Consider the following 26,287-nt stretch of genomic DNA (forward strand, 5'->3'; position numbering starts at 1 on the left):
ATCTAGGGGATTTCCCCGGCCGGTGCCACAAACCGGCGGGACAACCAGAGGAGAAGCGGCGGTGAAGGGACTGATTCAGCGGGTCAGCCATGCGAAGGTGGAAGTGCGGGGGGAAACAGTCGGCGCCATAGAGCATGGCCTGCTGTTACTGCTGGGCGTGGAGGCGCGGGATGACCGCGCCACGGCGGACAAGCTGCTGCAGAAAGTGCTGCACTATCGCGTCTTCGCCGACGACCACGGCCGCATGAATCTCAATGTGCAGCAGGCCGGCGGCGGCCTTTTAGTGGTCAGCCAGTTCACCCTGGTGGCGGATACCGCGCGGGGTTTGCGCCCGAGCTTCAGCAAGGGCGCCAGCCCCGCGCAGGCGGAAGCGCTGTACGACTATTTTGTCGAGCGCGCCCGCGCTCAGTTGTCGCCGGTGGCCTGCGGCGTATTCGCCGCGGACATGCAGGTCTCGCTGCTGAATGACGGCCCGGTGACCTTTCTGCTGGAATCCTGAGCAGCGGCGGCGAGCGCGTCGAGGCGGCGGTTGCGCGCCGCCTGATCCAGCTCACCCAGCTGTTCCGCTTGTCGGTAAAAATCTTCCCAGCCGCCGCTCCGGCGGAACAATTCCTCAAACGCCGGCACCCGCGACTGGTATTCGGACACCAGCGCCAGGGTGGCGTTGTTGGTCTTGTCGATATAGGCCCGGTAGCGGTCCGGATAGCTCCAGTCGGCGGCCAGAGTCCGGTAGCAGTGGCGCAGCCGGGCCAGTGTGGCGTCCTTTTGCCGGCGCTGAATTTCCTCCGGCAGGTCGCTCTGGTAAACCTGCTGCAGCTGCCGCCGCGCCGTCATCATCAGCGCATTGACCGCCCTGGCCTCGGCGATGCGATCAGCGGCCGGCCCATCGATGCCCTGGCGGCGGCGCCAGTCCGGCAGCGCCAGCTGGGCCACGGCGGTGGCAAAGCTCTCGTTGAACTGCGTGTCGCCGGACAGATACACCCGGCGGTGCGCCAGTTCGTGAAACAGCAGCGCGGCGAGCCTTTCCGGCGGCCAGTGCACAAAGCTCGACATCACCGGGTCGTCGAACCAGCCCAGGGTACTGTAGGCGGGCACCGGCCCCAGGTAGACATCGTAGCCCGCGGCGGCCAGCTGCTGCGCCTTGCGCTGGGCCGAGGCCTTGCGGAAGTAGCCCCGGTAACTGGCACAGCCGACGATGGGGTAGCACCAGCGCTTTGGCTTGAGGGAAAACTCCGGCGCGGCCAGCACATTCCACACCGGGTATTCGTCCTCCAGCCTGACGTAGCTGCCGTAGGCGCGCCCCACCGGCAGGCGCAGTTCGCCGGCGGCGTAGCCGCGAATCGACTGCACCAGTGCCAGCTGCTGCTGCAGCTTGGCGTCTGTGGCCGGGTCCGCCGCAATATTGTCGATGGGCTGCCGCGCCGCGAGAATGCGCATCTGGCCGCTGGCCGCCTGGGTGTAATAAGCGGCGGTTTCACAGCCCTGCAGCAATAACAGCAAGACGAGTAACACCGGCAGGCGCCAGTGCCCACAACCCGGTTTACGCCATTGGTCTTGCGTGCTGCTGCTATACACTTGATTGTCCATGCAGTGTTTTGATCAGTGTCCGGGAGGGCAGCGATGGAACCGGCAACCGCCGCCAGTGGGATGCCGCCTGTGGCCGCCGTGCTGACGGTGTTTGCGCTGGTGTTCGCCGCCATCGGCTGGCTGCGACTGCTGGCAGCGGGCTTCCGGCTGGGCACCCTGTTTGGCCTTATGGCCCTGTTGCTGCCGCCACTGGCGCTCCTTGGCCTCGCGCCGCGCTGGCGACAGTACCGGGACATCTACTATCTTGCACTGGGGGCGCTGGTTTTCATCAGCATAGCGGGATTTTTTTAGCTCCCCCGCGCTGCAAACACCTTAACCCCGGAAGATAACCCCCTGGAGCGCCCATGTCGCGCCGTGTTTTTGCCGCCACCCTGATCCTCACCGGCCAGCTCCTCAGTGGCTGCGGTGGCGGGCTCGAAATCGACACCGAGATTCGCAGCGTCAACTACGAGTGCGCCGACGGCACCCGGCTGCAGGTGAAATACGGCATACCGGAGAGCGGCCCATCCATGGCCGTAGTCACTTACGCAAACAAACTGATTCCGATGCATCAGGAACCATCGGCGTCGGGCGCCCTGTTCGTCGCCGACAAGGGCCACCCGGGCTACCGCTGGCACACCAAGGGCAAGTTCGGCATCTTACTGCTGCAGCAAAATGGCGAGGGCAGCTCCGAGATAATCCTGCAGGACTGCGAAAGCATTCCGCCAAATAAAACCGCAGCACCACAGCCCTGAAATGGGAGGGTCGCTTCAGGCCCACCGCGCTACTGCGCCCACGCCTGTTTCATCGAGGGTTGTCCGGCGGTGACAGAAGCGGGGCGGGATTGACTGGGCTGGACTGGGCTGGACTGGGCTGGACTGGGCTGGACTGGGCTGGGCTGGACTGGGATGGGATGGGCCGGGATGGGCTGGGATGGGCTGGGATGGGCTGGGATGGGCTGGGATGGGCTGGACAGTCCAGCCGGTCGATCTTGACCCGGCGGACGGGAATAGATTCAGCGAATTTCGCTATCTGCAGGAGACTTGATCCAGATCAGTATTGAAGGAAAGGCGCGCCATAAACTGCAAATCAGATAGCAGTCACTCCGCAAGTAAAAGGAGCCCATCATGGTAGCGTTAGTTGATCTCTTCACCAGCTTCTCTGGCCTGCTCAGCGTCGGCATTATCGCCTTTATTCTTGCCATGGGTGCCTATATGACCCGCATGGTGCTGCGCAAGATGGAAGAAGGTGCCTAAGAAGGTGCCTAAGGCCGCTGCGGCGACTTTAACCTCGGTAACTTTTCAACCTCGGTAGCCTTTCAACCTCGGCAGCCCTTTAACTTCAGTAACCCTTTGGCCTCAGCAACCACATTACCCCTGAGCGCTGTTGACACCTCTGATTGCCGTTAAAGGCTTTCAGAGGTTCTGAGGGCTTAAAGATGCTGAGGTTTTAAACTCTGAGGGTTTATAGGCTCTGAAGGTTTAAAGACCCTGAGAGTCATTGAGGATCATTGAGGGTCATTGAGGGTCATTGAGGGTCACTCAATGCCCTTTTTGCCCCAGCGGCCATCAAGCCGCTGGCCGGCACTGCCCGGGTCTCTGCCCGCCGCAACAAGGCGGCCACGCTGAGCCGTCCTGCATACCGCCAGTTCCCTGCCGGAGCGGCGGCTAGCCGTCCGCTTCCTCCTCTGCGGGTTTCCGCTTGATCCAGCGGCCGATCACGATACCCAGCTCGAACAGCAGCCACATGGGTACCGCCAGCAGTGACTGGGAGATCACGTCCGGCGGGGTCAGCAGCATCCCCAGCAGAAAGCAGCCGACGATCACGTAGGGGCGCTTTTCCGCCAGGGAATCCGCGTCCACCACGCCACTCCAGATCAGCAGCACCGTGGCAATGGGAATTTCGAAGGCGAAGCCGAAAGCAAAAAACAGTTTCAGCACCAGGTCCAGATAACTGCTGATATCCGGCAGCACCTGAATATCCGCGTGGGCGGAACTGACAAAAAAGTCGAACAGAATCGGGAAAACCACGTAGTAGGCAAACGCCATGCCCGAATAAAACAGCACCACGCTGGAAACCAGCACCGGCACCGCCAGGCGTTTTTCATTCTGGTACAGGCCCGGTGCGATAAAGGCCCAGGCCTGGTACAGCACGTAGGGAATACCGAGGAAAAACGCCAGAATAAAGGTGGTTTTAAACGGGGTGAAAAAGGGCGAGGTCACTTCCGTGGCGATCATGCCCGCCCCTTCGGCGAGGCGGTTCTGCAGCGGGTCGGCGACGAAATCATAGATTTCCGACGCGAACGGCACCATACACAGAAAAATCACCACCACCACCAGCAGGGTTCTGAGGATGCGATCGCGCAGTTCGATCAGGTGATCGATAAAGGGCTGATGCTTCTGCTCGCTCATGGGGATTTGTCTTCGTCCTGCTTTGAGCGAGGCTCATCTTTAAAGTGATCGGGGTGGTGCGGATTCAATGCCGGGTCGCCGTGATCGTGCAGGTGCTCCGGATATTCCGGGTCCTCCTGGTCATCTTCGTCTTCCGGCAAGTGCTCCTCGGTGCCTTTCAAACCCCGCTCATCCTCCGGCAGATAGTCCGATGCCTCGGCGCGGGAAATTGGTGGCTCTGCGGCAGGCTCGCCTTCGGTTTTGACACCGGTAGCAGGTGCCGCGCCGGGTTCGCGCAGGGACTCGCCGGTACCTGTGACCGATGCCTCCAGTTCCCGGCGGCTTTTCTCCAGCTCCCGGCGGCTTTCCTCGATCTCGCGCAGAATGCGCTCGTTGTGCAGCTCGCGGCGAATATCGTCCGCGCCCACTTCGCGCTCCAGCTCCTCGCGAGCACTGCTCAGTGTGCGCTTGAGGCCGGACCACCAGCGGGCGGTGGTGCGCACCGCATCCGGCAATCGCTCCGGGCCGACCACCAGCAGAGCGACGACGCCGACCAGCAGCAGTTCAAAAAAACCGATATCAAACACGCGCGCTCTCGGCTTACTTGTCCTGGGACTGCTTGTCTTTCTGTGTTTCGGAAGCACCTTTGGCTTTCTCGGCCTCTTCGTGCTCCAGCCGCTTGGCTTCGCTGGACTTGGCTTCGTCCTCGGACTTGTCCTCGTCCTTCATGGCTTTTTTGAAGCCTTTGATCGCGCCACCCAGGTCACCGCCCAGGTTTTTCAGCCGCTTGGTGCCGAAAAGCAGCAGCACGATGACCAGAACAATAAGCAGCTGCCAAATACTGATGCCGCCAAAACCCATAACCTACTCCTTCAAGATTCAGTTGTTGCGGCGCTCTCGGCGCCGCTCGCTATTGTTTTTGCCCGTGCTCCTGCGTGGCGGTGCGCGCGGCTTTTTCTTCCAGGCCGGAAAGGCCGAAGCGACGGCCCAGTTCGCGCAGTACATCCTGTGAATCAGCCCCCAGGTGAGAGAGCATCACCAGGGAGTGAAACCAGAGATCGGCGGTTTCGGCGATCAGCGCCTGCCGCTCGCCGCCGTGCTCTACATCTTTCGCGGCAAGGATCACTTCCGTGGCTTCCTCGCCGACCTTTTCCAGTATTTTGTTCAGGCCCTTGCGATGCAGGCTGGCCACATAGGAGCCCTCCGCGTCGGCGGTATTCTTGCGCTCTTCGAGCACCGCATCCAGTTCGCGCAACAGCTCACTCATAGATTTCACCCGGGTCCTTGATAACGGGCTGGTTCACCTGCCACTGTTCGCCGTCCAAAACCCGGTAGAAACAACTGGTGCGACCGGTATGGCAGGCGATTCCGCCGCGCTGCTCCACCAGCAGCAGCACCGTGTCGCCGTCGCAGTCGAGGCGGATTTCGCGCACCTGCTGCTCGTGGCCGGAGGACTCGCCCTTGCGCCAGAGCTTGCCGCGGGAGCGGGACCAGTACACGGCGCGGCCCTCGCTGGCGGTCAGCCGCAGTGACTCCCGGTTCATCCAGGCCATCATCAGCACCCGGCCGCTTTTAAAATCCTGCGCGATGGCGGGCACCAGCCCATCGCTGTTCCAGCTTACGGCATCAATCAAACCGTCTGTGGTCTTCGCCTCTGTCACTGCTTTGCCTGTCACTTGTCTCTTGATTGTAGGTTGCCGCCAGCGGCCGGCGCAGTGCAAGCGCCCGGCCCCCGGCGCCCCGTCACTTTACGGCCACAGCGCCAGCGCCAGCGCCGCCGCGGCCATGGCCAGCGCCGCCGGTGGCATGCTGGCCAGCCACTGCGGTGACGCCACCAGCGCCGCGCCGGCGGCCAGCACTATCGCCACGGCGCGGCGAACATAACGCCTGCGGCCGTTGCGGCTGGAGGATTCCAGCGCGGTGCCGATGGCCTGCAGCTGCGGGGCCAGCTCGCGGGACTGATCCAGAGCCGAGTAGACCATCTGCGGCAGCTGGGGAAACTTCTCCAGCCACTCCGGGCCGTAGCGCTTGATCTCGCCAATAATGGTGCGCGGGTGGATGCGGTCGCGCATCCAGCGTTCCAGAAATGGATGAGCAGTCTTCCACAGATCCAGCTGCGGATAAAGCTGGCGACCGAGCCCCTCGATATTCAGCAGGGTTTTCTGCAGCAGGACCAGCTGCGGCTGCACCGCCATATCGAAGCGGCGCGCGGTCTGGAACAGGCTGATCAGCACCCGGGCGAAGGAAATCTCCCCCAGCGGTTTTTCAAAAATCGGTTCGCACACGGCGCGGATCGCGGACTCGAAGGTATTGATCGGCGTGTCCGCGCGCACCCAGCCGCTCTGCACATGCAGCTCCGCCACCATGCGGTAATCGCGGCGGAACATGGCCAGCAGGTTGCGGGCCAGGTAGTACTGATCCTCCCGCGACAGGCTGCCGACGATGGCGGTATCGATGGCGATGTACTGCGGCCGCTGTGGGTGCCGGCGGGAGACGAAGATGTTGCCGGGGTGCATGTCGGCGTGGAAAAAATTGTGCTCGAACACCTGCTTGAAGAAAATCTCCACGCCGCGCTCCGCCAACAGCTGCATGTTGGTGTTCTGTGCGCGCAGCTGCTTTAGATCCGTCACCGGAATGCCGTCGATCCGCTCCATCACCAGCACGGTTTCGCGGGTGTAGTCCCAGTGAATTTCCGGCACATAGAGTAGCGGCGAACCGGAGAAATTGCGCCGCAGCTCGGTGGCGTTGGCGGCCTCGCGCACCAGGTCCAGCTCGCCCTCGATGGTGTGGCGGTAATCCTCCACCACCTCCTCCGGGCGCAGTCGCCGGCCATCGGGCACATAGCGGCGAACCCAGCGCGCGATCAGCGCCAGCAGGCGCAGGTCCTGTTCGATAATCCTGTCGATGCCCGGGCGCAGAACCTTGACCACCACGGATTTTCCATCGGCCAGCACGGCGGCGTGTACCTGCGCCACCGAGGCGGAGGCCAGCGGAGTGCGCTCGAACTGGGCGAACAGCTGCTCGATGGGCGCTTCCAGCGCCGCCTCGATTCGCGCGATGCACTGCTCGGCGGGATAGGGGGCCACATTGTCCTGCAGGTGGTTGAGTTCCTCCACCACATCGGCGGGCAGCAGGTCGGGGCGTGTGGACAGCAGCTGGCCGAACTTGACGAAAATCGGCCCCAGTGCCTCCAGCGCCCGGCGCAGGCGCTCGCCGCGACTCTGCTTCGGCTGCGGCAGCAGCCGCAACGGCGCGCCGAGAACCCGCATCCACAGCGGACGCCGCTCCCGGGGCAGCAGGGTATCCAGCCGGTAACGCAGGAAGACGCGGGCGATGGTGAGGCTGCGGGCGACCGGCATGCTAGGGCGCCTCCGGCGGCGACAGTTTTTCCGCGAGGATGCGCAGCCGCGCCTCCAGGCGGTCTGTGGCCAGCGCCAGCTCCGCCAGGTCTTCGGCAAAGGCGTCGAACTGGGCGCGCGGCGGCGTCAGCCGCCACTCCTCGCTCAGCGCCTCGGCGGCGGCCCGGGGCGCGACGCCGAGATTGCCGCGCAGCCAGCGCTCGGCGGAGCGCAGTGCCCCACCCACCGTATGGGCGGGGATATCGCCGAACAGGCGCGCCAGCGGCGCCTCCCAGTCGATATCCAGATCGCGCAGGATTTCCTGCAGCTGCTGCAGCAGTGCGCTGGAGCCGGTGATGGACACGCCCAGTTTCGCCGGTGTTGCGCTGTCGTCCTTCAGCAGGCGCAGCAGGGAGACCGCCGACCCCGTCAGGCGGGTATCGACCTGGCCTTCCCAGTGCTGATGCAGGCGCACCGTGTCCCCCTCCACACACAGGATCAGCTGCAGGCGCGGCGCCGTCAGGTCCAGCGCCAGGGCGCGACCGTCGAGAGCCCGCAGGCGCAGGCGGGTGGCGGGGTCGCAGCTCAGCGCGGCGTTGATGGCGCTCTCCAGCGCGGCGTCGAAGCCAGAGCGGAAGGTGGGGTCCAAGGGAAATTTCCTTCTATCCAGACCGATCGGGTCAGTGCGCGCGCCCACCGGGGCGGCGCGGCAAGCCAATCAGGGCTTGAGGCCTTTGTGCAATGCGACGACGCCGCCGGTCATATTGTGGAATTCACAATCCACAAACCCGGCATCCACCATCATCTGTTTGAGGGTTTCCTGATCCGGGTGCATGCGGATGCTCTCCGCCAGGTAGCGGTAACTGTCGGCGTCATCCGCCACCAGCTTGCCCATCAGCGGCAGCAGGCGGAAAGAATACTGGTCGTAGATCTTTTCCAGCAGCTTCGACTGCGGCTTGGAGAACTCCAGCACCAGCAGGCGGCCCCCCGGCTTCAATACCCGCAGCATGGCGCGCAGCGCCAGGTCCTTGTCGGTGACATTGCGCAGGCCGAAGGCGATGGTGATGCAGTCGAAGGTGTTGTCGGGGAACGGCAGGTACTGGGCATCCGCCTGCACCGGCACCACATTGCCGGCAATGCCGCGGTCCAGCAGGCGGTCGCGCCCCACCCGCAGCATCGACTCGTTGATATCCGCCAGCACCACCTGTCCCTCGGGGCCGACGATACGGGAGAAGCGCGCGGTCAGGTCGCCGGTGCCGCCGGCGATATCCAGGATCGTCTGCCCCGGGCGGGCGCCGGACAGCTCGATGGTAAAGCGCTTCCACAGGCGGTGGATGCCGCCGGACATCAGGTCGTTCATCACGTCATAGCGTGCCGCCACCGAGTGGAACACTTCCGCCACGCGGCCGGCCTTTTCCTCCACGGGAACTTCCTGGTAGCCGAAATGGGTCGTTTTGCGGTCGGTCATAGCTGCGCCTGCGGAACCTGATTCAGTGGTGGCATTGTACATTGCCGAGCGCCATCAGGCACTGCCGCGCGGGGCACTTTACCGCCCGGCACGTGCTGCGCAAGGGCCGCCGGGCAAATACATTACAGGCCGCCCACCCCGACACATTGGTTTTTGGCATAATGGCCGTCCTAAAAAATAAAAAAAGGAAATTGCCATGCTGGACTGGCTAAACCTGCATATCGCTTACTGGCACTGGCTGGTTCTGGGGTTATTGCTCGTCACCGCGGAAATCTTCGTGTCCGGGTTTATCCTTTTCTGGTTTGGCCTCTCGGCGCTCGCCATGGGTGTGCTGATGCTGCTGCTGGATCTGCCGATCACCCTGCAACTGCTGCTGTGGGCCGGACTGTCGCTGGCCTTCCTGCTGGCATGGTTCCGCTTTGTGCGCCCGCAGTGGAAAGATCGCACCACCGCCGGCATGGCCGCCGAGGCGCTCGCCGGACAGGTGGGCATGGTGATCGAGTCCAATCAGGGGCGCGACCGCGGCCGCCTGAAATTTCCCGCTCCCATTCTCGGCGAGGACGAGTGGATATTTATCTGCACCGCGGAAGTGCCGATCGGCGAGCGGGTACAGGTCAAGGATATCTCCGGCAATACTTTAATCGTCACCCGGCACGCATAGTTAAAAAGAACGCAAAATACTCAAACACACTTTCGTATTTATCGAGTCCCGAGGGAGGGAAAAGCAGTGGAAGGTTTATTTGTCATTCTGGCACTGGTGGTGCTGGTCGTTATTACCATCGGCATGGGCGTGCGCATCGTGCCGCAGGGCTCCAAACATATTGTGCAGCGCCTGGGGAAATACCATACGACGCTGACGCCTGGCATGAATGTGATTATTCCCTACGTGGATCAGGTGCCCTACAAGGTAACCACCAAGGACATCGTGCTGGATATTCCCTCGCAGGAGGTGATCACCCAGGACAACGCCACCATCATTGCCAACGCCGTGGCCTATATCAATATCGTCTCGCCGGAGAAGGCGGTGTACGGCGTCGAGGACTATGAGATCGCCATCCAGAACCTGGTGCAGACCGCACTGCGCTCGATTGTCGGCGAGATGTCACTGGACGCGGCGCTGTCTTCCCGCGACCTGATCAAGGCCAAGCTCAAGGAGGGCATCTCCGACGATATCGCCGACTGGGGCATCAACCTGAAGACGGTGGAGATTCAGGACATCAACCCGTCCCCCACCATGCAGGCGGCGATGGAAGAACAGGCCGCCGCGGAGCGCCAGCGCCGCGCCACCGTCACCCGCGCCGAGGGCGAAAAGCAGGCGGCCATTCTCGAAGCCGACGGCCGCCTGGAGGCTTCCAAGCGCGACGCCAAGGCGCAGGTGGTTCTGGCCGACGCCAGCCGCGAAGCCATCGAGCGCGTGACCGCCGCCATCGGCGAGCAGGAAATGCCGGTCATGTACCTGCTGGGCGAGCGCTATATCTCCGCACTCTCGGAGCTGTCCCAGTCTGCCAATGCCAAGAACGTGATCCTGCCGGCGGACCTGCCGCAGGCGGTGAAGGGACTGTTAAACCGCTAGTAAGCATCAGTTATTTTTAAAAACTTATTGAGGCCACCTCTATGCGAGGGAACATAATTTCATACCTTGAAATGTGCCAAATAGAAGGAGCAAACCTCCAACGCGGCATGAACTTTCGCTTAAGAGGTGGCTACTCTGTAATCCTGATGTCACTACATGCTAATGCTCCTTACCAAGATCGTATCGAAGATGATGGGTCCATACTCATCTACGAGGGACATGACATTGCACGAACTGCGGCGACTAAGAATCCTAAGTCAGTAGATCAACCAGAGTTCCTACCTTCCGGTAAGCTCTCAGAAAATGGCAAGTTTCACAAAGCAGCGCAGGATTTTAAAAGCGGCCAAAAGAAACCGGATATTGTTCGTGTATATGAAAAAATTAAGAAGGGAATATGGTCTGATAACGGCTTTTTTAATCTAGTGGACTCTTGGCGCGAACAGGATGAATCTAGAACGGTTTTCAAATTTAAACTACTTACTGTAGAAAGCGCATCTTGCGACAAGGCATTTTTCTCTGAAGAGGATAGACCCTCAAAACACAGTCGCATCATTCCCACCGCAATAAAAATTGCAGTCTGGAAAAGAGACTCTGGAAAGTGCGTTGAATGTGGGGCCTCTGACGAACTCCACTTCGATCACATACTCCCTTACTCAAAAGGTGGAACTTCTCTAAGCGCCGATAATATTCAACTATTATGTGCTCGCCACAACCTCTCGAAGAGCGCAAACATTCAATAAACTCCAAACACGCAACCTAAATTGATCACTGCTAGCATTCTTATAACTTTGGACAGTCATTTACTGAACAGAAATTTACAAGCTCAGATGCTCTATTCATGATCTCCTGCTGGTTTTCCTTTTGAAACTCGACACTTGAAGATGATTTCACGGAATACCAAAGGATACATAAATACTTATAAATAATTCTCCATCGATAGAGGCGTTGCCAATCTAGGTGAGACACAAATTCGTCCAAATATTCTTCTAGCAGGACCTTCTGTTCCGCAAGATTTAGACAGTGATCCTCGATCACCACAGCGAGATCATAAAATGGATCGCCCATGGCGGCGTACTCCCAGTCGATCGCCAACAGTCCGGCATCCCCGGTAACGATAAGATTGCCAGTGGAAAGATCATTGTGGCAAAGGCAGTCCCGCCGCGCCGATGCGGCGAGATCGGCAAGCTTCTGCCGGCATTGTTTTTCCAGTACCGCTAAAGTGCGGTAATTTTCCAGCCCCTCGTCGATTGCATTCCAGTAGGCGCCGACCTTCTCGGCGAGGTCAAGGCGAACACCGATCGCCGGCAATGCGTGTATGCGGCGCAGCAGCTGCGCCAGCGCCTGCAGATCGGCGGGGCCTTGTGCCCGCCAGGGGGCGCCCTCGAGATACTCTGTCACCAGATATTGATGATCGGGGTCGCTGTACACCAGCGGCGCACAGAGGCCGGCGCGGTCGGCCTGTCTCAGTGCGGCCACCTCCGCGGCGCGATCGAGATCCAGCGCCGCGCTGATGGGGGAGTTTTTTCGCAGCACCAGCCGCCGCCCGCCGGCGCTGAGCAGGTAGCTTTGATTGGTCAAACCGCCGGCCAGCGGCCGGATGACGCTGGGGCGGGTTTCGCTCCACAGGTGCCAGTCGGCGGGAATAATGCAGCTTGCTTCCGCTTTCATTCGGTCATTCACTCGCAACCGTCACGACGGTGTCAGGCCAGTGCCGCCGGCTTGCCCGCGTTTTGGTTTTCGCGCCGATAGATCGCCAGCCACTGGAAAAAGCCTACAACCACCAGCACCACATAAACCAGGAACAGCAGTGCGGTGAGGTAGAGTTCGCGATCCAGATAAAGGTAGATCGACACCCCATCGATCACGAACCAGTAGAGCCAGTTTTCCAGCACCTTGCGCGCCACCATAAACGTGGTGACCACTGCGCCCCAGGTGGTGAAGGAATCCAGGTAGGGCAGGGCGGCACTGGTGCGGGTATCCAGCAGGTAGCCGAACAGCAGGGTCAGGCATAGCACCCCCACAATCGCCACCATGTGCTGTGCCGGTGTCCAGCGGTGGATATGCAGGTCTTGCTGCCGCTCGCGGTGGTGCCGCCACTGCCACCAGCCATAGACGGCCATGATCAGATAAAAAATCTGCAGCGCAGACTCCATCAGCAGGTTTACGTCCCAGAACAGCACCGTATAGATGGCGGTGCTGGCAAAGGCCGCATACCAACAGCTGATTTTTTCCCACATGGCCAGCAGCAGGTAAGCCAGCGCCAGGACCACGGCGGCTATTTCCCACAGCGACATCGCTGCCAGTGCGGCGGTAAGGGCGCTGCCTGGCTCCGGCTCACTCATCGCCGGCACCCGGGGCGAGATCCCCCTCAATAAACTTGCAGACAAAAATAGCGCGACCGTGTTGCTCGTAGGCGCTGCGCATTTCCTGTTTCAGGATATCCATCAACAGATCGTAATCGCCAAACACCTGGGTGCTCATGGTGTTGGTGATCACCCGCAAACCGGCATATTGGTTCAGGCGCTGGATAAACTGCCTGATGCTGGGGATGTACTCGTCTTTTAGCGGGTACATGCTGATTTCGACGGAAAGCTTCACGACTCGCTCCGATGCAGGCTTGCAACGCTGCGGGCGCAGGGCCGCCCGGGCGTTTTTCACTGTTTAAAAAATTCGTTCAGGAAGATTCCTGCAGAAAAATCTGCTGAGAAATACTTGCCTAGAAAGCGTAGCTCGCGGCAACACCCGCCAGCCGCGGCTCGCCGAACTGGTAGTAGGGCTCCGGCGCATAGTCGTTGGCTGGGTTGTTGCCATACTGGTTGCTGAAGTAAAAACCCCGCGTGTAGTAATCCCTATCCGCCAGGTTGCGGCCCCACAGTGACGCCTGCCAGTTGTCGCGGCTATAAGTCAGGCGCGCATTCAACAGCTCGTAGGCGGTGGATTTTTTATCGTGGCTGTTGGAAAAATAGAAGTCGTCCTTGCCTTCCAGTTCCAGGCGCAGGGTAAGCTGTGGTGTGAAGGCGTATTCGGCTCCGGTAAAAAACTGGTAGCTGGGCGCGTGGGCCACATCGCGGCCGCTCAGATTCACCGGCGGCAGCGCGATACCATTGCCATCATCTCGGGCGTCCACATGGGAAGAGCTGATGAAGTCCTCGAACTCTGCATTCAGCCAGCCCGCCGAGGCGAACAGGCGCAGGGATTCGCTGGCCAGATAATTCAGCTCGACTTCCAACCCCACAGTGTCGCCAGCGGCGGCATTGGCAATAAAGTCGTCGAAGGAAAAATCGCTGGGATCGAAGATGGACTGTTTGGCCTGAACATCGCGGCGGTCCTGATAAAAGGCCGCCAGCTGCGCCTGGAGGCGGTTTTGCAGCCACGCGCCCTTTAGCCCCAGCTCGTAATTGAGCAGGTGCTCGGTCTCAAACTCAAACAAGTCGCTACCGATATCCGAGTTGGTCGCCGACGCGGAGATAATACGGCCATTCACCCCCCCGGCCTTGTAGCCCCGCGACAGGGCGGCATACACCAGCGTGTCACCGGCCAGGTCGTATTCCAGGGCGATATTGCCTCCCCACAGGTTTTCATCATTGCCGGAGCCGACCGCCAGGGAATCGCGGTAGTCCGCATGGCGCTGCTCCAACCGCAGGCCGGTGACCAGCGCCAGGGTATCGCCAAGCTCTGTTCGCAGCTGGCCGTAAATAGCCGCGTTGGCGGTGTCGTAGCGGCTGTCGAACGGATTCGCATCGCTCTTGCTGCGGCGCAGGTCTTCGCTTCCACTGCGAAAATACATTCCGGCCACCCAACTGCTGCGGCCCTTCAGCAGTCGGGACGCATCGGTGGAGCGCAGGCGCAGGTCGGCACTGACATTGGCCCTGTCGCGCCGGTAGTTGTCCGTGGAGCTGTACCCCCAGGGGTGGAAGCCCTGGTAGGTCCAGTCCTCGTCATAGCCATATTCGGTAGTGGAGTCCGCCGCGCTCAGGGTGCTTTCCAGGGTGAAGTGTTCACTGCCGCTCCAGCGGGTAATCAACGAAGCGGCCAGGGTGCGCTGGCGATCCCAGCCCGGCTGGTCGGACAGTGTGGTGCGGGTATTCTCCAGCGAGAAGGAATCGTAGCCGTTGTCGGCATCGATATAGAAACCATTGAAATCCAGTTGCAGGTCATCGCCGGCCTGGTAGCGCAACTTGGTGCGCACCACCGACTCATCGATGTTGCTGGTGTCCTGCCGGTTTAAAAAGTCATTGTCGATATAGCCATCGGATCGCTGGGTGCGGCCCGCAAGGCGGTAGCTCAGCTGGTCGCTGAGCGCACCGCTGTTCACCGCGCTAAGAGTGCGGCCCTGGTACTGCGCCAGCTCGGCGGAAACCTCGCTCACGGGGTTTTCAGAGGGGGCATTGCCGATCATGTTGACCAGGCCCGCCAGGGCGTTGGCGCCGTAGGCGGTGCCCTGCGGCCCGCGCAGAATTTCCACCTGGGCGATATCCAGGGTGCTGGCCGCCAGTCCCAGACCGGTAAAGTCGATACCGTCGATCATCAGGCCGACGGAGGGATTGACCGGGTCGATAAACTGGCTGCGCTCACCGATACCGCGAATCTGAATAAAACGCCCGCGGGAGGCGCCGGCGGCAAAATTGACGTTGGGGGCCAGATTCACAAGCTGCTCCAGATTGGCGGCGCCACGGGCGCTGATCACCGCGCTGTTCAGCACCGTGACACTGGTGGGCAGTTCCAGCTGCCGCGCGTCGCGGAGCTGGCCTGTCACCAGCACCTCTTCGAGCCCGATCGCAGCCGCTTCAGTAGCCGCTGCTTGCGGGGATACCGTTTTGTCGGACACGCTTTTGTCGGACTGGATTTTGTTGTGGGGCAGGGTTTTGGATGGCAGCGTTTTGGATAATGCCGCTTCGCTGGCCGCGGCTGCCTGTGCGCCCGACAGACAGCCGGCGACTATCAGCATAACCATGACGGACCAGGCGAGTGGATGCAGTCGTGAATGTATTGCAGTGGGAATTTGCATGGTTCTCTCTCAATCAAAATAAAGTGAAAGAGACCCGGAATGCGACGTGGGGAGGGCTGAAACTCTTTACCTATTCCTACGCCGGTATTAACCGGATCAGGTTCAAGGGTTCGCTTGCCGGGATCATCAGATCCCGCGCGCATCTCAGGCCGAAGCCACCCCTTAGGTTGTGCGGCGGCATCATAACAGGATTGTTCGCCGAGCGTTATTCAGGCTGACAAGCGAGTGTTGCGCCCGCCGGCGTTTACGGCGCTGTCTGCTGCAGGCTGCAGCGCGCTTTGTGCGAAGTCTAGAGCTCAGGTTGCGCGCCACAAAAAAGCCCCCGCAGCGCAATGCTGTCGGGGGCGGATTTTTTGGCGCTGGGGATGGGGATCAGTGCGGCAGCAGCGCGCCGGACCTGGCCATCACGTGGAAGATATAGCTCTGCTCATTGGTACCGCCCAGCAGGTGCGCGCCGGGGCCGCGGGCCCAGATTCCCACATCCTCGCCCGCATGGGTTTCCCCGGCCAGGGGCACCAGCGCCTCCTGGTGAAAGCCCGGCGCGGTGGTGTCGATCTCGCTCAGGTCGTGGCGTCCCGCCGCCGCCGGCAGCTCATAGCGCACATCCGCATCGGTCTCGTCACCCAGGTCGGCAAAACCGCGCCCGGTGGCATAGCTCAGGGTGGTGAAGGGCATGCCGTCTTTGGCGGTCGCCGGGGCAGGCTCCGGCTCGCCGTGGCTATCGTTGGTCACCACCTTGCCGAGAATGGGGTTGCCGCGGGTCGGGTAGCCGGCGATGGTCAATACGTGGCTGTGGTCGGCGGTGACGATGATCAGGGTATCCTCGGCGCTGGTGCCATCCATCGCCACCTGCACGGCGCGAGCAAATTCCACCGCGTCGGTGAGCGCGCTGTAGGCGCTGCCGGCGTGGTGGCCGTGGTCGATCCGGCCGGACTCCACCAGCAGGAAATACCCATCGCTATTTTTTTCCAGCAGCTTGAGTGCTGTGGCGGTCATTGCCGACAGGGAGGGCTCGCCGGCCACATCATTGCCCCGGTCCTCCTCGTAGCGCATATGGGATGACTCAAACAGGCCCAGCAGTTTGTCGGTGGCGGCGATATCGACTCCCTCGAATCCGGCCTGATCCTCGATATACACCGCGCTGGCGCCGCCAGCGCGATAACGCTGCTGCCACTCCTGCACCAGATTGCGGCCATCCTGGCGGCGCCCGGGCTGCCCTTCCAGATCGGTCACCGAGACCGGCAGGAAGTGGCGGCGACCACCGCCCATGGCCACATCGATACCATTGCCGGCCTCGAGCGCGACCATCTGCGCGGCGATATCCACACAGCCGTTTTCCTTCGCGTCCGCGGGCAGCGCGTCATCGGATTCCCAGCCGCGCTCCGGCACCTTGGCATAGGTGGAGGCCGGGGTGGCATGGGTGAGGCGCGCGGTGCTGACCACACCGGTGCTCTTGCCGCGGGATTCCGCCAGCTCCAGCACGGTGACCAGTGGGCGCTGCCGGCTCGCGAGGCAGTCCCCGCGGGGCACATCCTCGGCCACATTTAACACGCCGGCTTTGGTTTTCACCCCGCTCATGATGGCGGTGGCGGTGCCGGCGGAGTCCGGAGTCTGCTGATTGGTGTTGTAGGTTTTGATCAGCCCGGCGAAGGGCATTTTCTCAAAGCTGAGCTGATACTCCTCACCGCTCATGCCCTGCTGCTGGCCTGCGAGAATGCGCGCGGCGGTGACGGTGGAGATGCCCATGCCGTCGCCCACAAACAGGATGATATTTTTTGCCGCGCCGGGGCGGTTATCGATCACCACTTCACTGGCCGCCCCCAGATCCCGCTGGGCCTGGGCGAACCAGGCGCTGTCGCGCTGCTGTGGCGGCAAGGTGATGCTGGCGGCGGGGGATTTTTCGCCGGCGCGGTGGCTGCTAGCGGCGGCAGTGTCGCCGGACTCGGTGCAGGCGGAGACCAGCGCCGCGCCCAGGGCGGCGGCGATGAGGTGTTTGACGGCCATAGACAACTCTCACAATCAGGCGCAATCAGGTGATCTGTGCGCGACTCTTTAACCCTTTATTCACGGCACCGGCTACAACAGCCGCCCGCTATCCGCAGGCAGCGCCTGACAACAGGGTCCGGCGCCACAGGATCCGGCGCCATATGCGCCGGGCTTCTGCAGGCCCGCGCGGGAAACGGGGTGCGCTGGACAGGGTGCGCTTTATAAGAGTGTCTATGCTAGCGGAATGTCGAAGCAGGCGACAGGCGCCCGCTCAGCCGATGAATTTCACCGCGCTCTCGTCCGGGTCGCGGCCCCTGCCGGCGCGCTCAAGCCGCGCCAGGTAGTCCGCCCAGTACCGGCTCTGGCCCTCGCAGAGCTGGCGCAGGTAGGTCCAGGTGAAGATGCCGCTGTCGTGGCCGTCGGTGAAGACGATCTTCAGCGCATAGCGGCCGGCGGCCTCCACCGATTCGATGCCCACGTTGAGCTTGCCGTGCACCAGCTGGCCCTCGCCGGCACCGTGGCCGCGCACCTCGGCACTGGGGGAATAGACCCGCAGCAGCTCCGCCGGCAGGGTGTAGTCGCCGTCGGCGTAAAGCAGCTGCAGGGTTTTCTGCTGCCGGTTGAGGCGGATTTTTTTCGGCTGCATTTACAGGATAAACCGCGACAGGTCTTCGTTCTGGCTCAGCTCGCCCAGATGTCTGTCCACATACTCCGCGTCGACGGTGAGCGCCTTGCTGTCGCCGTCGCCGGCGGCGAAGGAGATTTCCTCCAGCAACCGCTCCAGCACCGTGTGCAGGCGGCGGGCACCGATATTTTCGGTGCGCTCGTTCACCTCGTAAGCCACTTCGGCGATGCGGCGGATACCGTCGTCGGCAAACTCCAGCTGCAGCCCCTCGGTGGCCAGCAACGCCTTCTGCTGTTCGGTCAGGGAGGCGGATGGCTCGGTGAGAATGCGCTGGAAATCCGCCGAGGTGAGGGAGTGCAGCTCCACGCGGATCGGCAGGCGGCCCTGCAGCTCCGGAATCAGGTCCGAGGGCTTCGACAGGTGGAAGGCGCCTGAGGCGATAAACAGGATATGGTCGGTCTTGAGCATGCCGTACTTGGTGGTGACCGTTGAGCCCTCGATCAGCGGCAGCAGATCCCGCTGCACGCCCTCGCGGGATACATCGGCACCGCCGGTCTCCTGGCGCTTGGCCACCTTGTCGATCTCATCAATAAACACGATGCCGTTCTGCTCGGCGGCGCGGATGGCGCGGCTCTTGATTTCTTCGTCGTTGACCAGCCTGCCCGCCTCTTCGTCGGTCAGCTGTTTCATCGCCTGTTTGACCGTCAGCTTGCGCTTGCGGGTCTTGCCCTGGGCCATATTGGAGAACATGCCCTGCAGCTGGTTGGTCATCTCCTCCATGCCCGGGGGCGCCATGATCTCCACCCCCATGGGGGATACCGACACTTCGATCTCCACTTCCTTGTCGTCCAGCTCGCCTTCGCGCAGCTTCTTGCGGAACAGCTGGCGGGTGCTGGAATCGCGCTCGCTGGGGTCGGTGCTGCGCGCCGGGGGCAACAGGGCGTCCAGCACCCGGTCCTCGGCGGCATCCATGGCGCGCTGCTGCACGCCGGCCATGGCGCGCTCGCGCTCCAGCTTGATCGATACTTCCACCAGATCGCGCACGATGGACTCCACATCGCGACCCACATAGCCCACTTCGGTGAACTTGGTCGCCTCCACCTTTACAAACGGCGCTCCTGCCAGCTTGGCCAGGCGGCGGGCAATCTCGGTCTTGCCGACCCCGGTGGGGCCGATCATAAGGATGTTTTTCGGGGTGATCTCCGCGCGCAGCTCTTCATTCACCTGCATGCGGCGCCAGCGGTTGCGCAGCGCGATGGCCACCGCGCGCTTGGCTTCCTGCTGACCGACGATATGGCGGTCCAGCTCGTGGACTATCTCTCTGGGGGTCATCTGGGATTCAGACATGGAAATTCCTGCAAACGATTCTTTTCAACGGGAGCGAACTAAGGTGCGGATGCCGCCAGCGGGCCGCGCTGCGACATGACGCATATCGGCACGCAGTCCCGGGCGGGCCGGGATCAGTACTCCAGCTCTTCGATGGTGTGGTTCTGGTTGGTGTAGACGCAGATGTCGCCGGCGATCTTGAGGCCCTGTTCGACGATGGTGCGCGCATCCAGGTCGGTATTTTCCAGCAGGGCGCGGGCGGCGGACTGGGCGAAGGGGCCGCCGGAACCGATGGCGATCAGGTCGTTCTCCGGCTGGATCACGTCGCCGTTGCCGGTGACGATCAGGCTGGCGCTCTCATCGGCAACCGCCAGCAACGCCTCCAGGCGGCGCAGGGCGCGGTCGGTGCGCCAGTCCTTGGCCAGCTCCACCGCGGCGCGGGTCAGCTGGCCGCCGTGGGCCTCGAGCTTGGCTTCGAAGCGTTCAAACAGGGTAAAGGCATCGGCGGTGCCGCCGGCAAAACCCGCGATCACCCGGTCCCTGTACAGGCGGCGCACCTTGCGGGCGTTGCCTTTCATGATGGTGTTACCCATGGACACCTGGCCGTCACCGCCGATAACGACCTTGCCGTTGCGCCGGCAGGAAAGAATGGTGGTTCCGCGAAACTGTTCCACTGTGGGCCCCTTGTCGGTTACTCCTGCGGCTGCAGGGGATGGGTTCAGAAACCCATAAATGTGGTCGCGCCGGCCGCTTTTCAACTCGGCGGCGGCAAAGCCCTATAATCACCGCCCTTCTATCGTCCGATTCACTGTGGAGCTGTTCATGGCCAAGTTGTCCCAGCGTTTCTACACCCCGGTATTCGCCCTGATCATGTCGTGCCTGATGTCACTGCTGATGTCCGCGGTGATCACCGCCATCAACACCGGCTTCGATAGCGGCTTCCTGCTGCGCTGGCTGCGCTCGTGGATAGTGGCCTGGATTGTGGCCTTCCCGCTGATCTCCATGATCGCGCCACTGGCACACCGCGCCACCCGCCGGGTGGTGGAGGGCGGCCCCGCCGCTTAATTGCTGTGTAGATTCAATGCCGGCGCAGCGACAAAATCCGCCAGCCAGACACGAAAACGCCCCGCGAGGCGGGGCGTTTGAGCAAACAGGTGCAGCGGCGGATCAGCGCTTTTGCGGCCGCTTCAGCACCAGCGGCATCAGCTGGTGCTCCGCCAGCACCTCCCTGGCCTTGGCCACACGGGAACGGCTGGTATAGGGGCCGACCAAGACACGGTGCCAGGTGCCGCGGCTGTCGCTGGCGGTCTCGACACTCACATCCAGATTGGCGAGGGTCAGCTGTGCCCGCAGCCGCTCCGCCTCCGCCGCATCGCGGAAAGAGGCTGCCTGCAGGATATACACCAGCGCCGGTTCCACCGTCGGCGGCGCGGGCGCGGCGCTATCCTGCGGTTCAGCATCCAGCGCGGCGCTGCCGCGGCGGGCCGGCTGCGGGGTTTTCGGCGGCGGCACCGGGACCTGGTTTTCCTGCAGCAGGGTGTAGAAATCGAAACGGGGTTTGGATTCCCGCTCGGCCGGCTGGGCCTGTTCAGCCCGCTTTGGCTCAACGGCCGCAGCTGGCGCTTCGCTCTGCAGGCCGTTCAGAAACAGCACGAATACGGCAAAACCGCCGGTGAAATTCCCCAGCACAAACCAGACCCAGGCGGGTTTGCTTGCACTGTTGCTGCGGTGGCGGACATTGCGGCGGCTCATAGACGTGACTTCTCTGTCTTTCGGGCGTGTTCTTTATGGTTTGTCTGTGGCGGCGGATTGTAACGCTATTCGGCCAGCGGCGCGCCGGCACCCGAGCCCCCTCAGGCCAGCTCCTGCGCATCCATATCCACCGCCCAGCGCAGGCGCCGGTTGCGATAGCCCTCCGCCCAGGCGCACAGCCGCGCCAGCAGCGGCGGTAAATCGGCGCGCTGCTCGGCGGTGATCTGCAGGTAAAAACGGAAGCGCCCGGACTTGCGCTCCAGCAGCGCCGGCACCGGCCCCAGGTATTGCAGCTGCGGTGACGACGGCGCCAGGCTCTCGAGCATGGCCCGCGCCTCTGCGAGAAAATCCTGCGCCCAGCGCGGCTCCTCGCACTCCGCCCGCAACAGAGCCATGGCCCGCACCGGCGGCAGGCCGGCGGCGGCGCGGTCGCGCAGCAGCTGGCGGCCATAGGCGGCGTAGCCTTTTTCCAGCAGCAGCTGCAGCAGCGGGTGTTCGGGAAAGCGGCTCTGCACCAGCACGCGCCCCGCCAGCGCGCCGCGGCCGGCGCGACCGGCCACCTGCTCCAGCAACTGGCCCATGCGCTCGGAGGCGCGGAAGTCGGCGCTGAACAGGCCGCCATCGGCGTCCTGAATCACCACCAGGGTCACTTTCGGCAAATGGTGCCCTTTGGCCAGCATCTGGGTGCCCAGCAGCAGGCAGGGCTCGCCGTCCCGCGCCGGCGCCAGCAGGCGGTCCAACGCCTCCTTGCTGGAAGTGGTGTCGCGGTCGACGCGGATCACCGGATAGTCGGCAAAACGCTGTGCCAACAGCGCCTCGCTGCGCTCGGTGCCGCCGCCGAGGGCGCTGAGGGCGCGGCTGTGACACTCGGGGCAGCTGTTCACCAGCGGGCGGCGATAGTCGCAGTGGTGGCAGCGCAGGCTGCGCTCGCGCCGGTGCAGGGTGAGCTTGCTGGAGCAGTGGGGGCAATCCGCCAGCCAGCCGCAGTCATCACAGGTCAGCGCCGGGGCGAATCCGCGCCGGTTGATGAACACCAGCGCCTGCTCACCGCGCGCTAGGGTCTCGCCGATATGGCGCAGCACCTGGGGCGCAAAGCCCTCTTCCAGCTGCTGGCCGAGGGTCGGCACCACGTGGATCTGCGGCGGCTTGGCGTCGCCGGCGCGGTAGCGCAGGCGCAGGTGCCGATAGCGGCCATGCAGCGCGTTGTGCAGGCTTTCCAGCGACGGGGTGGCGGAACCCAGCAGCACCGGCACTGCGGCCATGCGCCCCAGCACCACCGCCAGATCGCGGGCGGAGTAGCGCACCCCGTCCTGCTGTTTGAAGGAGCCGTCGTGCTCCTCGTCGACGATCACCGCGCCCAGCCGCGGTAGCGGCGTGAGGATCGCCGAGCGGGTGCCGATGACGATATCCGCCTGCCCGGCTGCCGCCGCCAGCCACGCCTGCGCCCGCTCCCCCTCGGCGAGGCCCGAGTGCAGGGCGGCGATACTGCGCTGGGGGAAACGCGCGGCGATGCGCCGCAGGGTCTGCGGGGTGAGGCCGATTTCCGGCACCAGCAGCAGCGCCTGACGGCCCGCCTCCAGTACCCGCTCCATCAGGCGCAGATAGACTTCGGTCTTGCCGCTGCCGGTGGTGCCCTCCAGCAGCGAGACGGAAAAGCCCTCGCTGGGGATTTCCGCCAGCACCTGTCGCTGCTCGTCGTTGAGCGTCGGCGGGGCTGCCGGCTCGGCCACGGGTGTTTTTGACCGGGCGGCAGGCAGCGGCGGCGGCACCGTGGGGCCGGAGTGCCAGGCCACCAGCTTGCGATCCTGCAGCGCGCGGATCACCGCCGCGGTCACCCCTTCGGCGCGCAGTGCCGTCCTGCTCTGGGGGCCGCAGGACAGCAGGCGCTGCAGCAGGGCCTGCTGCTTCGGCGCCCGCGCCAGGGCGGATTCCGGCAACCCCTTGCCCTCGGTGGTGAGCGCCAGCCACTGCTCGGCCCAGTGATCGGCGGGCTTGCCCTTGCGCAGGGCCGCCGGCAGCGCGGCGCCGTACAGCTCTCCCGGCGGTGCCTGGTAATAGGCGGCGGCCCAGCGCATAAACTCGCGGCTGCGCGCATCGAACAGCGGCTGCTGGTCGATCAGCTCCAGCGCCGGCTTGAGATTTTCGTGCGGGGACTCGCCGACCCGTTCCACCAGTACCGCCACCAGCTTGCGGCCACCAAAAGGCACCCACAGGCGCTGGCCGGGGACCAGCGAGGCCGGATCGACACCCGCCGGCGGCAGGTAGTCGAACAGCCGCCGCAGGGGCACAGGCACCGCCAGCCGCAGAATACCGCCCTGTTGATCCGCCTGCTGCAACGCTCGCCCCCTTCTCTCATCTCTGTCGATCAATGTTGCGCGCCCATTGCCGGCGCCCCAGCCCGAGCCGATGACGATGCAGGCCATAAAGGCCAAAAACACGCCGCCGGTTCAGGGGCGCTAGTGTACTGCCTGCAGGAGGGCATGCCGACCGCGGCGTATTGCCCAGCCGGCGGGGGCTGGCCGCGTTTTGCCTCTTGATTGGCCACGCTATTCTGATAGTATGCGCCGACTTTTTAAGCAGCCCGGACCTCCGGATTCCCCGGCGGCTCCTGTACCAACGACGATTCCGTGCTCGGCGACAGACCGGGTGGCGGACTCGAAAAGAGGCCATCATGAAGAACGATATCCATCCGAATTACGCCGACATGACCGCTACCTGCTCCTGCGGCAATGTCATCAAGACCCGCTCCACCATGGCGAAGGACATCCAGCTGGACGTCTGCTCCCAGTGTCACCCTTTCTACACTGGTAAGCAGAAGCAAGCGACCACTGGTGGCCGCGTCGACCGCTTCAAGAAGCGTTTCGGCAGCCGCATCAGCAAGTAAGGCCGCGGTCGTCAGCGCCCTGCGCGCCATGTCGAACCCGGCGTCGCCGACCGCCTTTAGCAGACGGTCGCGAGCTGCAAAAAAGGCACCCTGGGCCCGCGCCCGCGGTGCCTTTTTTTGTGCCTGTCTCTTTTATGCGGCCGCCCTGCTCTGTAGCCTGCCGGCAACGGCCGACTGTGTGCTGGGGCCGGCGGATGAAATCGTCACCCTGAAAAAAGTGCAGGACGGCGATACGCTGCTGCTGCGGGATGGGCGGCGGGTGCGCCTTATAGGGGTCAACGCGCCGGAGCTGGCCCGCGACGGCAGGCCCGCGCAACCGCTGGCGCTGGAGTCGCGGCAATTCGTCGAGCGCTTTCTCGGCCGGGGCGAGCTGAAGCTGGTGTATGATCGCGACCGCCATGACCGCTATGGCCGCCTGCTCGCCCACGTCCACAACAGCCGCGGCGACAGCCTGGAAGCGGCACTGCTGAGCGCCGGGCTCGCCTTCCATGTGGCCATCGCCCCCAACCTGTCGCTGGCCGAGTGCCTGGCGCAGCGTCAGGCGCAAGCCCGCCGGGCCGGGCGCGGCCTGTGGGCGGAGGGTGTCTGGCCAGTCCTGCAGGCGAGGGACGTACGACCCGGAGACGGCGGTTTTGTGCGCCTGCGCGGGCGGGTGCTGGCGGTGGAGCGCAACCGCTTTGTGTGGCTGGAACTGGACGGACCTGTTGCGGTGCGGCTGCGCCAGGCTCCTCGCGAGTTCAACCACACCCAAGACCACACTGAAAACTACAAGCAAGACCAGGACCGCGACCCAGATCCCGACGCGGAAAGCGGGCAACCGCCCAGACGCCACTGGCTGAACCGGGAAATAGAAGTAAAAGGCTGGCTAGTCGACCGGGGTGCGAAATACGCATCCCGCCATCCGCAAAATAAACGCTGGTTTATTGCGATAGATTCCGAATTTACCATCGAAATTAGTAGAAACTGACTTTCCGATTCCCAGCCTCGCCTTGTCCTGCAGTTCCCCTGTCGGTTATTCTCTGCGGCCCGCAGTAACCCCGCCGGCCGCCCCGCGCCGGTAGAGAACGCAAAGAGATAATTTCCACGATGACGGATGCAATGCGCCAGGCAGCGCTGGATTACCACGCCCTGCCCACACCGGGCAAACTCTCGGTTGAACTCACCACGCCGGCCCAGACCCAGGAAGACCTCTCCCTGGCCTACAGCCCCGGGGTGGCAGAGCCGGTCCGCGAGATCGCCAAGGACCCGGAGACCGCCTACCTCTATACCGGCAAGGGCAACCTGGTGGCGGTGATCTCCGATGGCAGCGCCATCCTCGGCCTCGGCAACCTCGGCCCGCTGGCCTCCAAGCCGGTGATGGAGGGCAAGTCGCTGCTGTTCAAGCGCTTTGCCGGTATCAATTCGGTGGATATCGAAGTGGACGCGCCCAGCCCCGAGCAGTTCATCCAGACCGTGGCCAATATCGCCGTGTCCTTCGGCGGCATCAATCTCGAGGACATCAAGGCCCCCGAATGCTTCCACATTGAAGAGGCGCTGATCGAGCGCTGCCAGGTGCCGGTGTTCCACGACGACCAGCACGGCACCGCCATCGTCACCGTCGCGGGCATGCTCAACGCCCTCGATATCCAGGGCAAACGCATCGAGGACGTGCGCATTGTCTGCCTCGGCGCCGGTGCCGCCGCCACCGCCTGCTGCAAGCTGCTGCTGGCCGCCGGCGCGCGCAAAGAGCAGATCACCATGCTCGACAGCCGCGGGGTCATCCACTCCGGGCGCACCGACATCAACGCCTACAAGGGCGAGTGGGCGCGGGATACCGATATGCGCACCCTCGATGACGCCATCGACGGCGCCGACGTTTTCCTCGGTGTGTCGGGGCCGGACCTGCTGTCCGCCGATCAGCTGGCCAAGATGGCGCCGCGCCCGATCGTGTTCGCCTGCTCCAACCCCAACCCGGAAATTTCGCCGGAACTGGCCCACCGCACCCGCGATGACCTGATCATGGCCACCGGCCGCTCGGACTACCCGAACCAGGTCAACAATGTGCTGTGCTTCCCGTTCATCTTCCGCGGCGCATTGGACGTGCGCGCGGTGCGCATCAACGAGGCCATGAAACTGGCGGCCATCGAGGCGCTGCGCAAGATCGCGCACCTGCCGGTGCCGGACGCGGTGCGCGAGGGGTATGGCGGTATCGAGCTGGCTTTCGGCCCAGAATATATTCTGCCCAAGCCCACCGATCCGCGCCTGCTGCCGGAAGTGGCGGCGGCCGTGGCCCAGGCCGCGGTGGACAGTGGCGCCGCGCGCCTGCCCTATCCGCAGCACTATCCGCTGGCGCCGCTCTGAAACGCCGGCCCGCCCCGGCTTGAGCCGGGGC

At 63.2% G+C, this 26,287-nt stretch carries 30 protein-coding genes and 1 riboswitch; of the genes, 11 read left to right on the forward strand and 19 right to left on the reverse strand.

What is annotated here, in order from left to right:
- Window positions 1-61 precede the first annotated feature (61 nt).
- Window positions 62-499 (forward strand): D-aminoacyl-tRNA deacylase, encoded by a 438-nt coding sequence (gene dtd / locus ABEA58_RS12035; protein ID WP_345551826.1) that lies wholly within the window; start codon window positions 62-64, stop codon window positions 497-499.
- On the opposite strand, the gene ABEA58_RS12040 is transcribed toward dtd, so the two are convergent.
- On the reverse strand, window positions 406-1,575 hold the full coding sequence (locus ABEA58_RS12040) for an aminopeptidase (protein ID WP_345551828.1): 1,170 nt from the start codon (window positions 1,573-1,575) through the stop codon (window positions 406-408). The genes dtd and ABEA58_RS12040 overlap by 94 nt on opposite strands.
- A 45-nt stretch (window positions 1,576-1,620) precedes the next feature.
- Between ABEA58_RS12040 and ABEA58_RS12045 the strand changes: the two genes are divergently transcribed.
- The 3 genes from ABEA58_RS12045 to ABEA58_RS12055 all read left to right on the forward strand — a co-directional run bounded on the left by ABEA58_RS12045 (window position 1,621) and on the right by ABEA58_RS12055 (window position 2,822).
- Entirely contained in the window at window positions 1,621-1,878 is a 258-nt protein-coding gene (locus ABEA58_RS12045) for a hypothetical protein (protein ID WP_345551829.1), read from the forward strand.
- A gap of 53 nt (window positions 1,879-1,931) precedes the next feature.
- On the forward strand, window positions 1,932-2,321 hold the full coding sequence (locus ABEA58_RS12050; protein WP_345551830.1) for an MliC family protein: 390 nt from the start codon (window positions 1,932-1,934) through the stop codon (window positions 2,319-2,321).
- Between the two features lie 372 nt (window positions 2,322-2,693).
- Complete coding sequence (locus tag ABEA58_RS12055; RefSeq protein ID WP_345551832.1) at window positions 2,694-2,822, forward strand: DUF3149 domain-containing protein; 129 nt, start codon at window positions 2,694-2,696, stop codon at window positions 2,820-2,822.
- Between the two features lie 411 nt (window positions 2,823-3,233).
- On the opposite strand, the gene tatC is transcribed toward ABEA58_RS12055, so the two are convergent.
- The 8 genes from tatC to ubiE all read right to left on the reverse strand — a co-directional run bounded on the left by tatC (window position 3,234) and on the right by ubiE (window position 8,762).
- A complete protein-coding gene (gene tatC / locus ABEA58_RS12060) occupies window positions 3,234-3,977 on the reverse strand; it encodes a twin-arginine translocase subunit TatC (protein ID WP_345551834.1) in 744 nt (247 codons plus the stop codon).
- Window positions 3,974-4,543 carry a Sec-independent protein translocase protein TatB gene (tatB, locus tag ABEA58_RS12065; RefSeq protein ID WP_345551835.1) on the reverse strand — a complete coding sequence of 190 codons (570 nt, stop codon included), beginning with the start codon at window positions 4,541-4,543 and terminating at the stop codon, window positions 3,974-3,976. The genes tatC and tatB overlap by 4 nt, the downstream gene beginning before the upstream one ends.
- 13 nt (window positions 4,544-4,556) lie before the next feature.
- Window positions 4,557-4,817 (reverse strand): Sec-independent protein translocase subunit TatA, encoded by a 261-nt coding sequence (tatA, locus tag ABEA58_RS12070; RefSeq protein WP_345551838.1) that lies wholly within the window; start codon window positions 4,815-4,817, stop codon window positions 4,557-4,559.
- A gap of 49 nt (window positions 4,818-4,866) precedes the next feature.
- Complete coding sequence (locus ABEA58_RS12075; RefSeq protein ID WP_345551840.1) at window positions 4,867-5,223, reverse strand: phosphoribosyl-ATP diphosphatase; 357 nt, start codon at window positions 5,221-5,223, stop codon at window positions 4,867-4,869.
- Window positions 5,216-5,632, reverse strand: coding sequence for a phosphoribosyl-AMP cyclohydrolase (gene hisI / locus ABEA58_RS12080; protein WP_345551842.1), 417 nt, complete (start codon window positions 5,630-5,632; stop codon window positions 5,216-5,218). The genes ABEA58_RS12075 and hisI overlap by 8 nt, the downstream gene beginning before the upstream one ends.
- Before the next feature lie 72 nt (window positions 5,633-5,704).
- A complete protein-coding gene (gene ubiB / locus ABEA58_RS12085) occupies window positions 5,705-7,315 on the reverse strand; it encodes a ubiquinone biosynthesis regulatory protein kinase UbiB (RefSeq protein ID WP_345551843.1) in 1,611 nt (536 codons plus the stop codon).
- Between the two features lies 1 nt (window position 7,316).
- The gene (locus ABEA58_RS12090; protein ID WP_345551845.1) at window positions 7,317-7,943 is read right to left on the reverse strand and encodes a ubiquinone biosynthesis accessory factor UbiJ; all 627 of its coding nucleotides are present in this window, start codon (window positions 7,941-7,943) and stop codon (window positions 7,317-7,319) included.
- 69 nt (window positions 7,944-8,012) lie between these two features.
- A complete protein-coding gene (gene ubiE, locus ABEA58_RS12095; RefSeq protein ID WP_345551847.1) occupies window positions 8,013-8,762 on the reverse strand; it encodes a bifunctional demethylmenaquinone methyltransferase/2-methoxy-6-polyprenyl-1,4-benzoquinol methylase UbiE in 750 nt (249 codons plus the stop codon).
- A 196-nt stretch (window positions 8,763-8,958) separates the two neighbouring features.
- On the opposite strand from ubiE, the gene ABEA58_RS12100 reads away from it, so the two are divergent.
- From ABEA58_RS12100 to ABEA58_RS12110, 3 genes are all read left to right on the forward strand, one after another.
- On the forward strand, window positions 8,959-9,423 hold the full coding sequence (locus ABEA58_RS12100; protein WP_345551849.1) for an NfeD family protein: 465 nt from the start codon (window positions 8,959-8,961) through the stop codon (window positions 9,421-9,423).
- Between the two features lie 66 nt (window positions 9,424-9,489).
- The gene (locus ABEA58_RS12105; protein ID WP_345551850.1) at window positions 9,490-10,335 is read left to right on the forward strand and encodes an SPFH domain-containing protein; all 846 of its coding nucleotides are present in this window, start codon (window positions 9,490-9,492) and stop codon (window positions 10,333-10,335) included.
- Window positions 10,336-10,481: 146 nt separating this feature from the next.
- Complete coding sequence (locus ABEA58_RS12110; RefSeq protein WP_345551852.1) at window positions 10,482-11,075, forward strand: HNH endonuclease; 594 nt, start codon at window positions 10,482-10,484, stop codon at window positions 11,073-11,075.
- 40 nt (window positions 11,076-11,115) lie between these two features.
- Here the strand turns inward: ABEA58_RS12110 and ABEA58_RS12115 are convergent, their stop codons facing one another.
- From ABEA58_RS12115 to hslV, 8 genes are all read right to left on the reverse strand, one after another.
- Window positions 11,116-12,003 (reverse strand): phosphotransferase, encoded by an 888-nt coding sequence (locus tag ABEA58_RS12115; protein WP_345551854.1) that lies wholly within the window; start codon window positions 12,001-12,003, stop codon window positions 11,116-11,118.
- Between the two features lie 32 nt (window positions 12,004-12,035).
- A complete protein-coding gene (gene pnuC, locus ABEA58_RS12120; protein ID WP_345551856.1) occupies window positions 12,036-12,677 on the reverse strand; it encodes a nicotinamide riboside transporter PnuC in 642 nt (213 codons plus the stop codon).
- The gene (locus tag ABEA58_RS12125) at window positions 12,670-12,933 is read right to left on the reverse strand and encodes a YkoF family thiamine/hydroxymethylpyrimidine-binding protein (RefSeq protein WP_345551858.1); all 264 of its coding nucleotides are present in this window, start codon (window positions 12,931-12,933) and stop codon (window positions 12,670-12,672) included. The genes pnuC and ABEA58_RS12125 overlap by 8 nt, the downstream gene beginning before the upstream one ends.
- Before the next feature lie 118 nt (window positions 12,934-13,051).
- A complete protein-coding gene (locus ABEA58_RS12130) occupies window positions 13,052-15,343 on the reverse strand; it encodes a TonB-dependent receptor (RefSeq protein ID WP_345551860.1) in 2,292 nt (763 codons plus the stop codon).
- 56 nt (window positions 15,344-15,399) lie between these two features.
- A riboswitch (TPP riboswitch) is annotated at window positions 15,400-15,516 on the reverse strand.
- Window positions 15,517-15,715: 199 nt separating this feature from the next.
- Window positions 15,716-17,347: an alkaline phosphatase family protein gene (locus ABEA58_RS12135; protein WP_345551861.1), complete on the reverse strand. Its 1,632-nt coding sequence runs from the start codon at window positions 17,345-17,347 to the stop codon at window positions 15,716-15,718.
- 253 nt (window positions 17,348-17,600) lie between these two features.
- Window positions 17,601-17,975: a gamma-butyrobetaine hydroxylase family protein gene (locus ABEA58_RS12140; protein ID WP_345551863.1), complete on the reverse strand. Its 375-nt coding sequence runs from the start codon at window positions 17,973-17,975 to the stop codon at window positions 17,601-17,603.
- The gene (gene hslU / locus ABEA58_RS12145; RefSeq protein ID WP_345551865.1) at window positions 17,976-19,301 is read right to left on the reverse strand and encodes an ATP-dependent protease ATPase subunit HslU; all 1,326 of its coding nucleotides are present in this window, start codon (window positions 19,299-19,301) and stop codon (window positions 17,976-17,978) included.
- A 113-nt stretch (window positions 19,302-19,414) separates the two neighbouring features.
- Window positions 19,415-19,954, reverse strand: coding sequence for an ATP-dependent protease subunit HslV (hslV, locus tag ABEA58_RS12150; RefSeq protein WP_345551867.1), 540 nt, complete (start codon window positions 19,952-19,954; stop codon window positions 19,415-19,417).
- A gap of 148 nt (window positions 19,955-20,102) precedes the next feature.
- Here hslV and ABEA58_RS12155 point away from each other — a divergent pair, with 148 nt between their 5' ends.
- Window positions 20,103-20,345 carry a DUF2798 domain-containing protein gene (locus tag ABEA58_RS12155; protein ID WP_345551869.1) on the forward strand — a complete coding sequence of 81 codons (243 nt, stop codon included), beginning with the start codon at window positions 20,103-20,105 and terminating at the stop codon, window positions 20,343-20,345.
- A 102-nt stretch (window positions 20,346-20,447) separates the two neighbouring features.
- Here ABEA58_RS12155 and ABEA58_RS12160 read toward each other — a convergent pair whose 3' ends face one another.
- Both ABEA58_RS12160 and ABEA58_RS12165 read right to left on the reverse strand, forming a co-directional pair.
- On the reverse strand, window positions 20,448-21,032 hold the full coding sequence (locus ABEA58_RS12160) for an SPOR domain-containing protein (RefSeq protein ID WP_345551870.1): 585 nt from the start codon (window positions 21,030-21,032) through the stop codon (window positions 20,448-20,450).
- A 101-nt stretch (window positions 21,033-21,133) separates the two neighbouring features.
- The gene (locus ABEA58_RS12165) at window positions 21,134-23,470 is read right to left on the reverse strand and encodes a primosomal protein N' (protein ID WP_345551872.1); all 2,337 of its coding nucleotides are present in this window, start codon (window positions 23,468-23,470) and stop codon (window positions 21,134-21,136) included.
- A gap of 233 nt (window positions 23,471-23,703) precedes the next feature.
- On the opposite strand from ABEA58_RS12165, the gene rpmE reads away from it, so the two are divergent.
- The 3 genes from rpmE (at window position 23,704) to ABEA58_RS12180 (ending at window position 26,256) form a co-directional block, all read left to right on the forward strand.
- Window positions 23,704-23,916, forward strand: a complete 213-nt coding sequence (rpmE, locus tag ABEA58_RS12170; protein ID WP_345551873.1) for a 50S ribosomal protein L31 — start codon at window positions 23,704-23,706, stop codon at window positions 23,914-23,916.
- A gap of 178 nt (window positions 23,917-24,094) precedes the next feature.
- Window positions 24,095-24,883 carry a thermonuclease family protein gene (locus ABEA58_RS12175; RefSeq protein ID WP_345551875.1) on the forward strand — a complete coding sequence of 263 codons (789 nt, stop codon included), beginning with the start codon at window positions 24,095-24,097 and terminating at the stop codon, window positions 24,881-24,883.
- Window positions 24,884-25,002: 119 nt separating this feature from the next.
- Window positions 25,003-26,256 carry a malic enzyme-like NAD(P)-binding protein gene (locus ABEA58_RS12180; RefSeq protein ID WP_345551876.1) on the forward strand — a complete coding sequence of 418 codons (1,254 nt, stop codon included), beginning with the start codon at window positions 25,003-25,005 and terminating at the stop codon, window positions 26,254-26,256.
- The last annotated feature ends 31 nt before the right edge of the window (window positions 26,257-26,287 follow it).

It is taken from the genome of Microbulbifer aestuariivivens, assembly GCF_039545115.1.
GTDB lineage: Bacteria > Pseudomonadota > Gammaproteobacteria > Pseudomonadales > Cellvibrionaceae > Microbulbifer > Microbulbifer aestuariivivens.

Excerpts from the sequence above, each read along its gene's own strand:
- hslU (WP_345551865.1), bottom strand. The coding sequence starts at position 19,301 with ATGTCTGAATCCCAGATGACCCCCAGAGAGATAGTCCACGAGCTGGAC.
- ABEA58_RS12160 (WP_345551870.1), bottom strand. The coding sequence starts at position 21,032 with ATGAGCCGCCGCAATGTCCGCCACCGCAGCAACAGTGCAAGCAAACCC.
- ubiB (WP_345551843.1), bottom strand. The coding sequence starts at position 7,315 with ATGCCGGTCGCCCGCAGCCTCACCATCGCCCGCGTCTTCCTGCGTTAC.
- ABEA58_RS12100 (WP_345551849.1), top strand. The coding sequence starts at position 8,959 with ATGCTGGACTGGCTAAACCTGCATATCGCTTACTGGCACTGGCTGGTT.
- ABEA58_RS12050 (WP_345551830.1), top strand. The coding sequence starts at position 1,932 with ATGTCGCGCCGTGTTTTTGCCGCCACCCTGATCCTCACCGGCCAGCTC.
- ABEA58_RS12180 (WP_345551876.1), top strand. The coding sequence starts at position 25,003 with ATGACGGATGCAATGCGCCAGGCAGCGCTGGATTACCACGCCCTGCCC.
- pnuC (WP_345551856.1), bottom strand. The coding sequence starts at position 12,677 with ATGAGTGAGCCGGAGCCAGGCAGCGCCCTTACCGCCGCACTGGCAGCG.
- ABEA58_RS12135 (WP_345551861.1), bottom strand. The coding sequence starts at position 17,347 with ATGGCCGTCAAACACCTCATCGCCGCCGCCCTGGGCGCGGCGCTGGTC.
- ABEA58_RS12115 (WP_345551854.1), bottom strand. The coding sequence starts at position 12,003 with ATGAAAGCGGAAGCAAGCTGCATTATTCCCGCCGACTGGCACCTGTGG.
- rpmE (WP_345551873.1), top strand. The coding sequence starts at position 23,704 with ATGAAGAACGATATCCATCCGAATTACGCCGACATGACCGCTACCTGC.
- ABEA58_RS12130 (WP_345551860.1), bottom strand. The coding sequence starts at position 15,343 with ATGCAAATTCCCACTGCAATACATTCACGACTGCATCCACTCGCCTGG.
- ABEA58_RS12045 (WP_345551829.1), top strand. The coding sequence starts at position 1,621 with ATGGAACCGGCAACCGCCGCCAGTGGGATGCCGCCTGTGGCCGCCGTG.
- ABEA58_RS12155 (WP_345551869.1), top strand. The coding sequence starts at position 20,103 with ATGGCCAAGTTGTCCCAGCGTTTCTACACCCCGGTATTCGCCCTGATC.
- ABEA58_RS12055 (WP_345551832.1), top strand. The coding sequence starts at position 2,694 with ATGGTAGCGTTAGTTGATCTCTTCACCAGCTTCTCTGGCCTGCTCAGC.
- tatC (WP_345551834.1), bottom strand. The coding sequence starts at position 3,977 with ATGAGCGAGCAGAAGCATCAGCCCTTTATCGATCACCTGATCGAACTG.
- ABEA58_RS12110 (WP_345551852.1), top strand. The coding sequence starts at position 10,482 with ATGTCACTACATGCTAATGCTCCTTACCAAGATCGTATCGAAGATGAT.
- ABEA58_RS12075 (WP_345551840.1), bottom strand. The coding sequence starts at position 5,223 with ATGAGTGAGCTGTTGCGCGAACTGGATGCGGTGCTCGAAGAGCGCAAG.
- ABEA58_RS12140 (WP_345551863.1), bottom strand. The coding sequence starts at position 17,975 with ATGCAGCCGAAAAAAATCCGCCTCAACCGGCAGCAGAAAACCCTGCAG.
- ubiE (WP_345551847.1), bottom strand. The coding sequence starts at position 8,762 with ATGACCGACCGCAAAACGACCCATTTCGGCTACCAGGAAGTTCCCGTG.
- tatA (WP_345551838.1), bottom strand. The coding sequence starts at position 4,817 with ATGGGTTTTGGCGGCATCAGTATTTGGCAGCTGCTTATTGTTCTGGTC.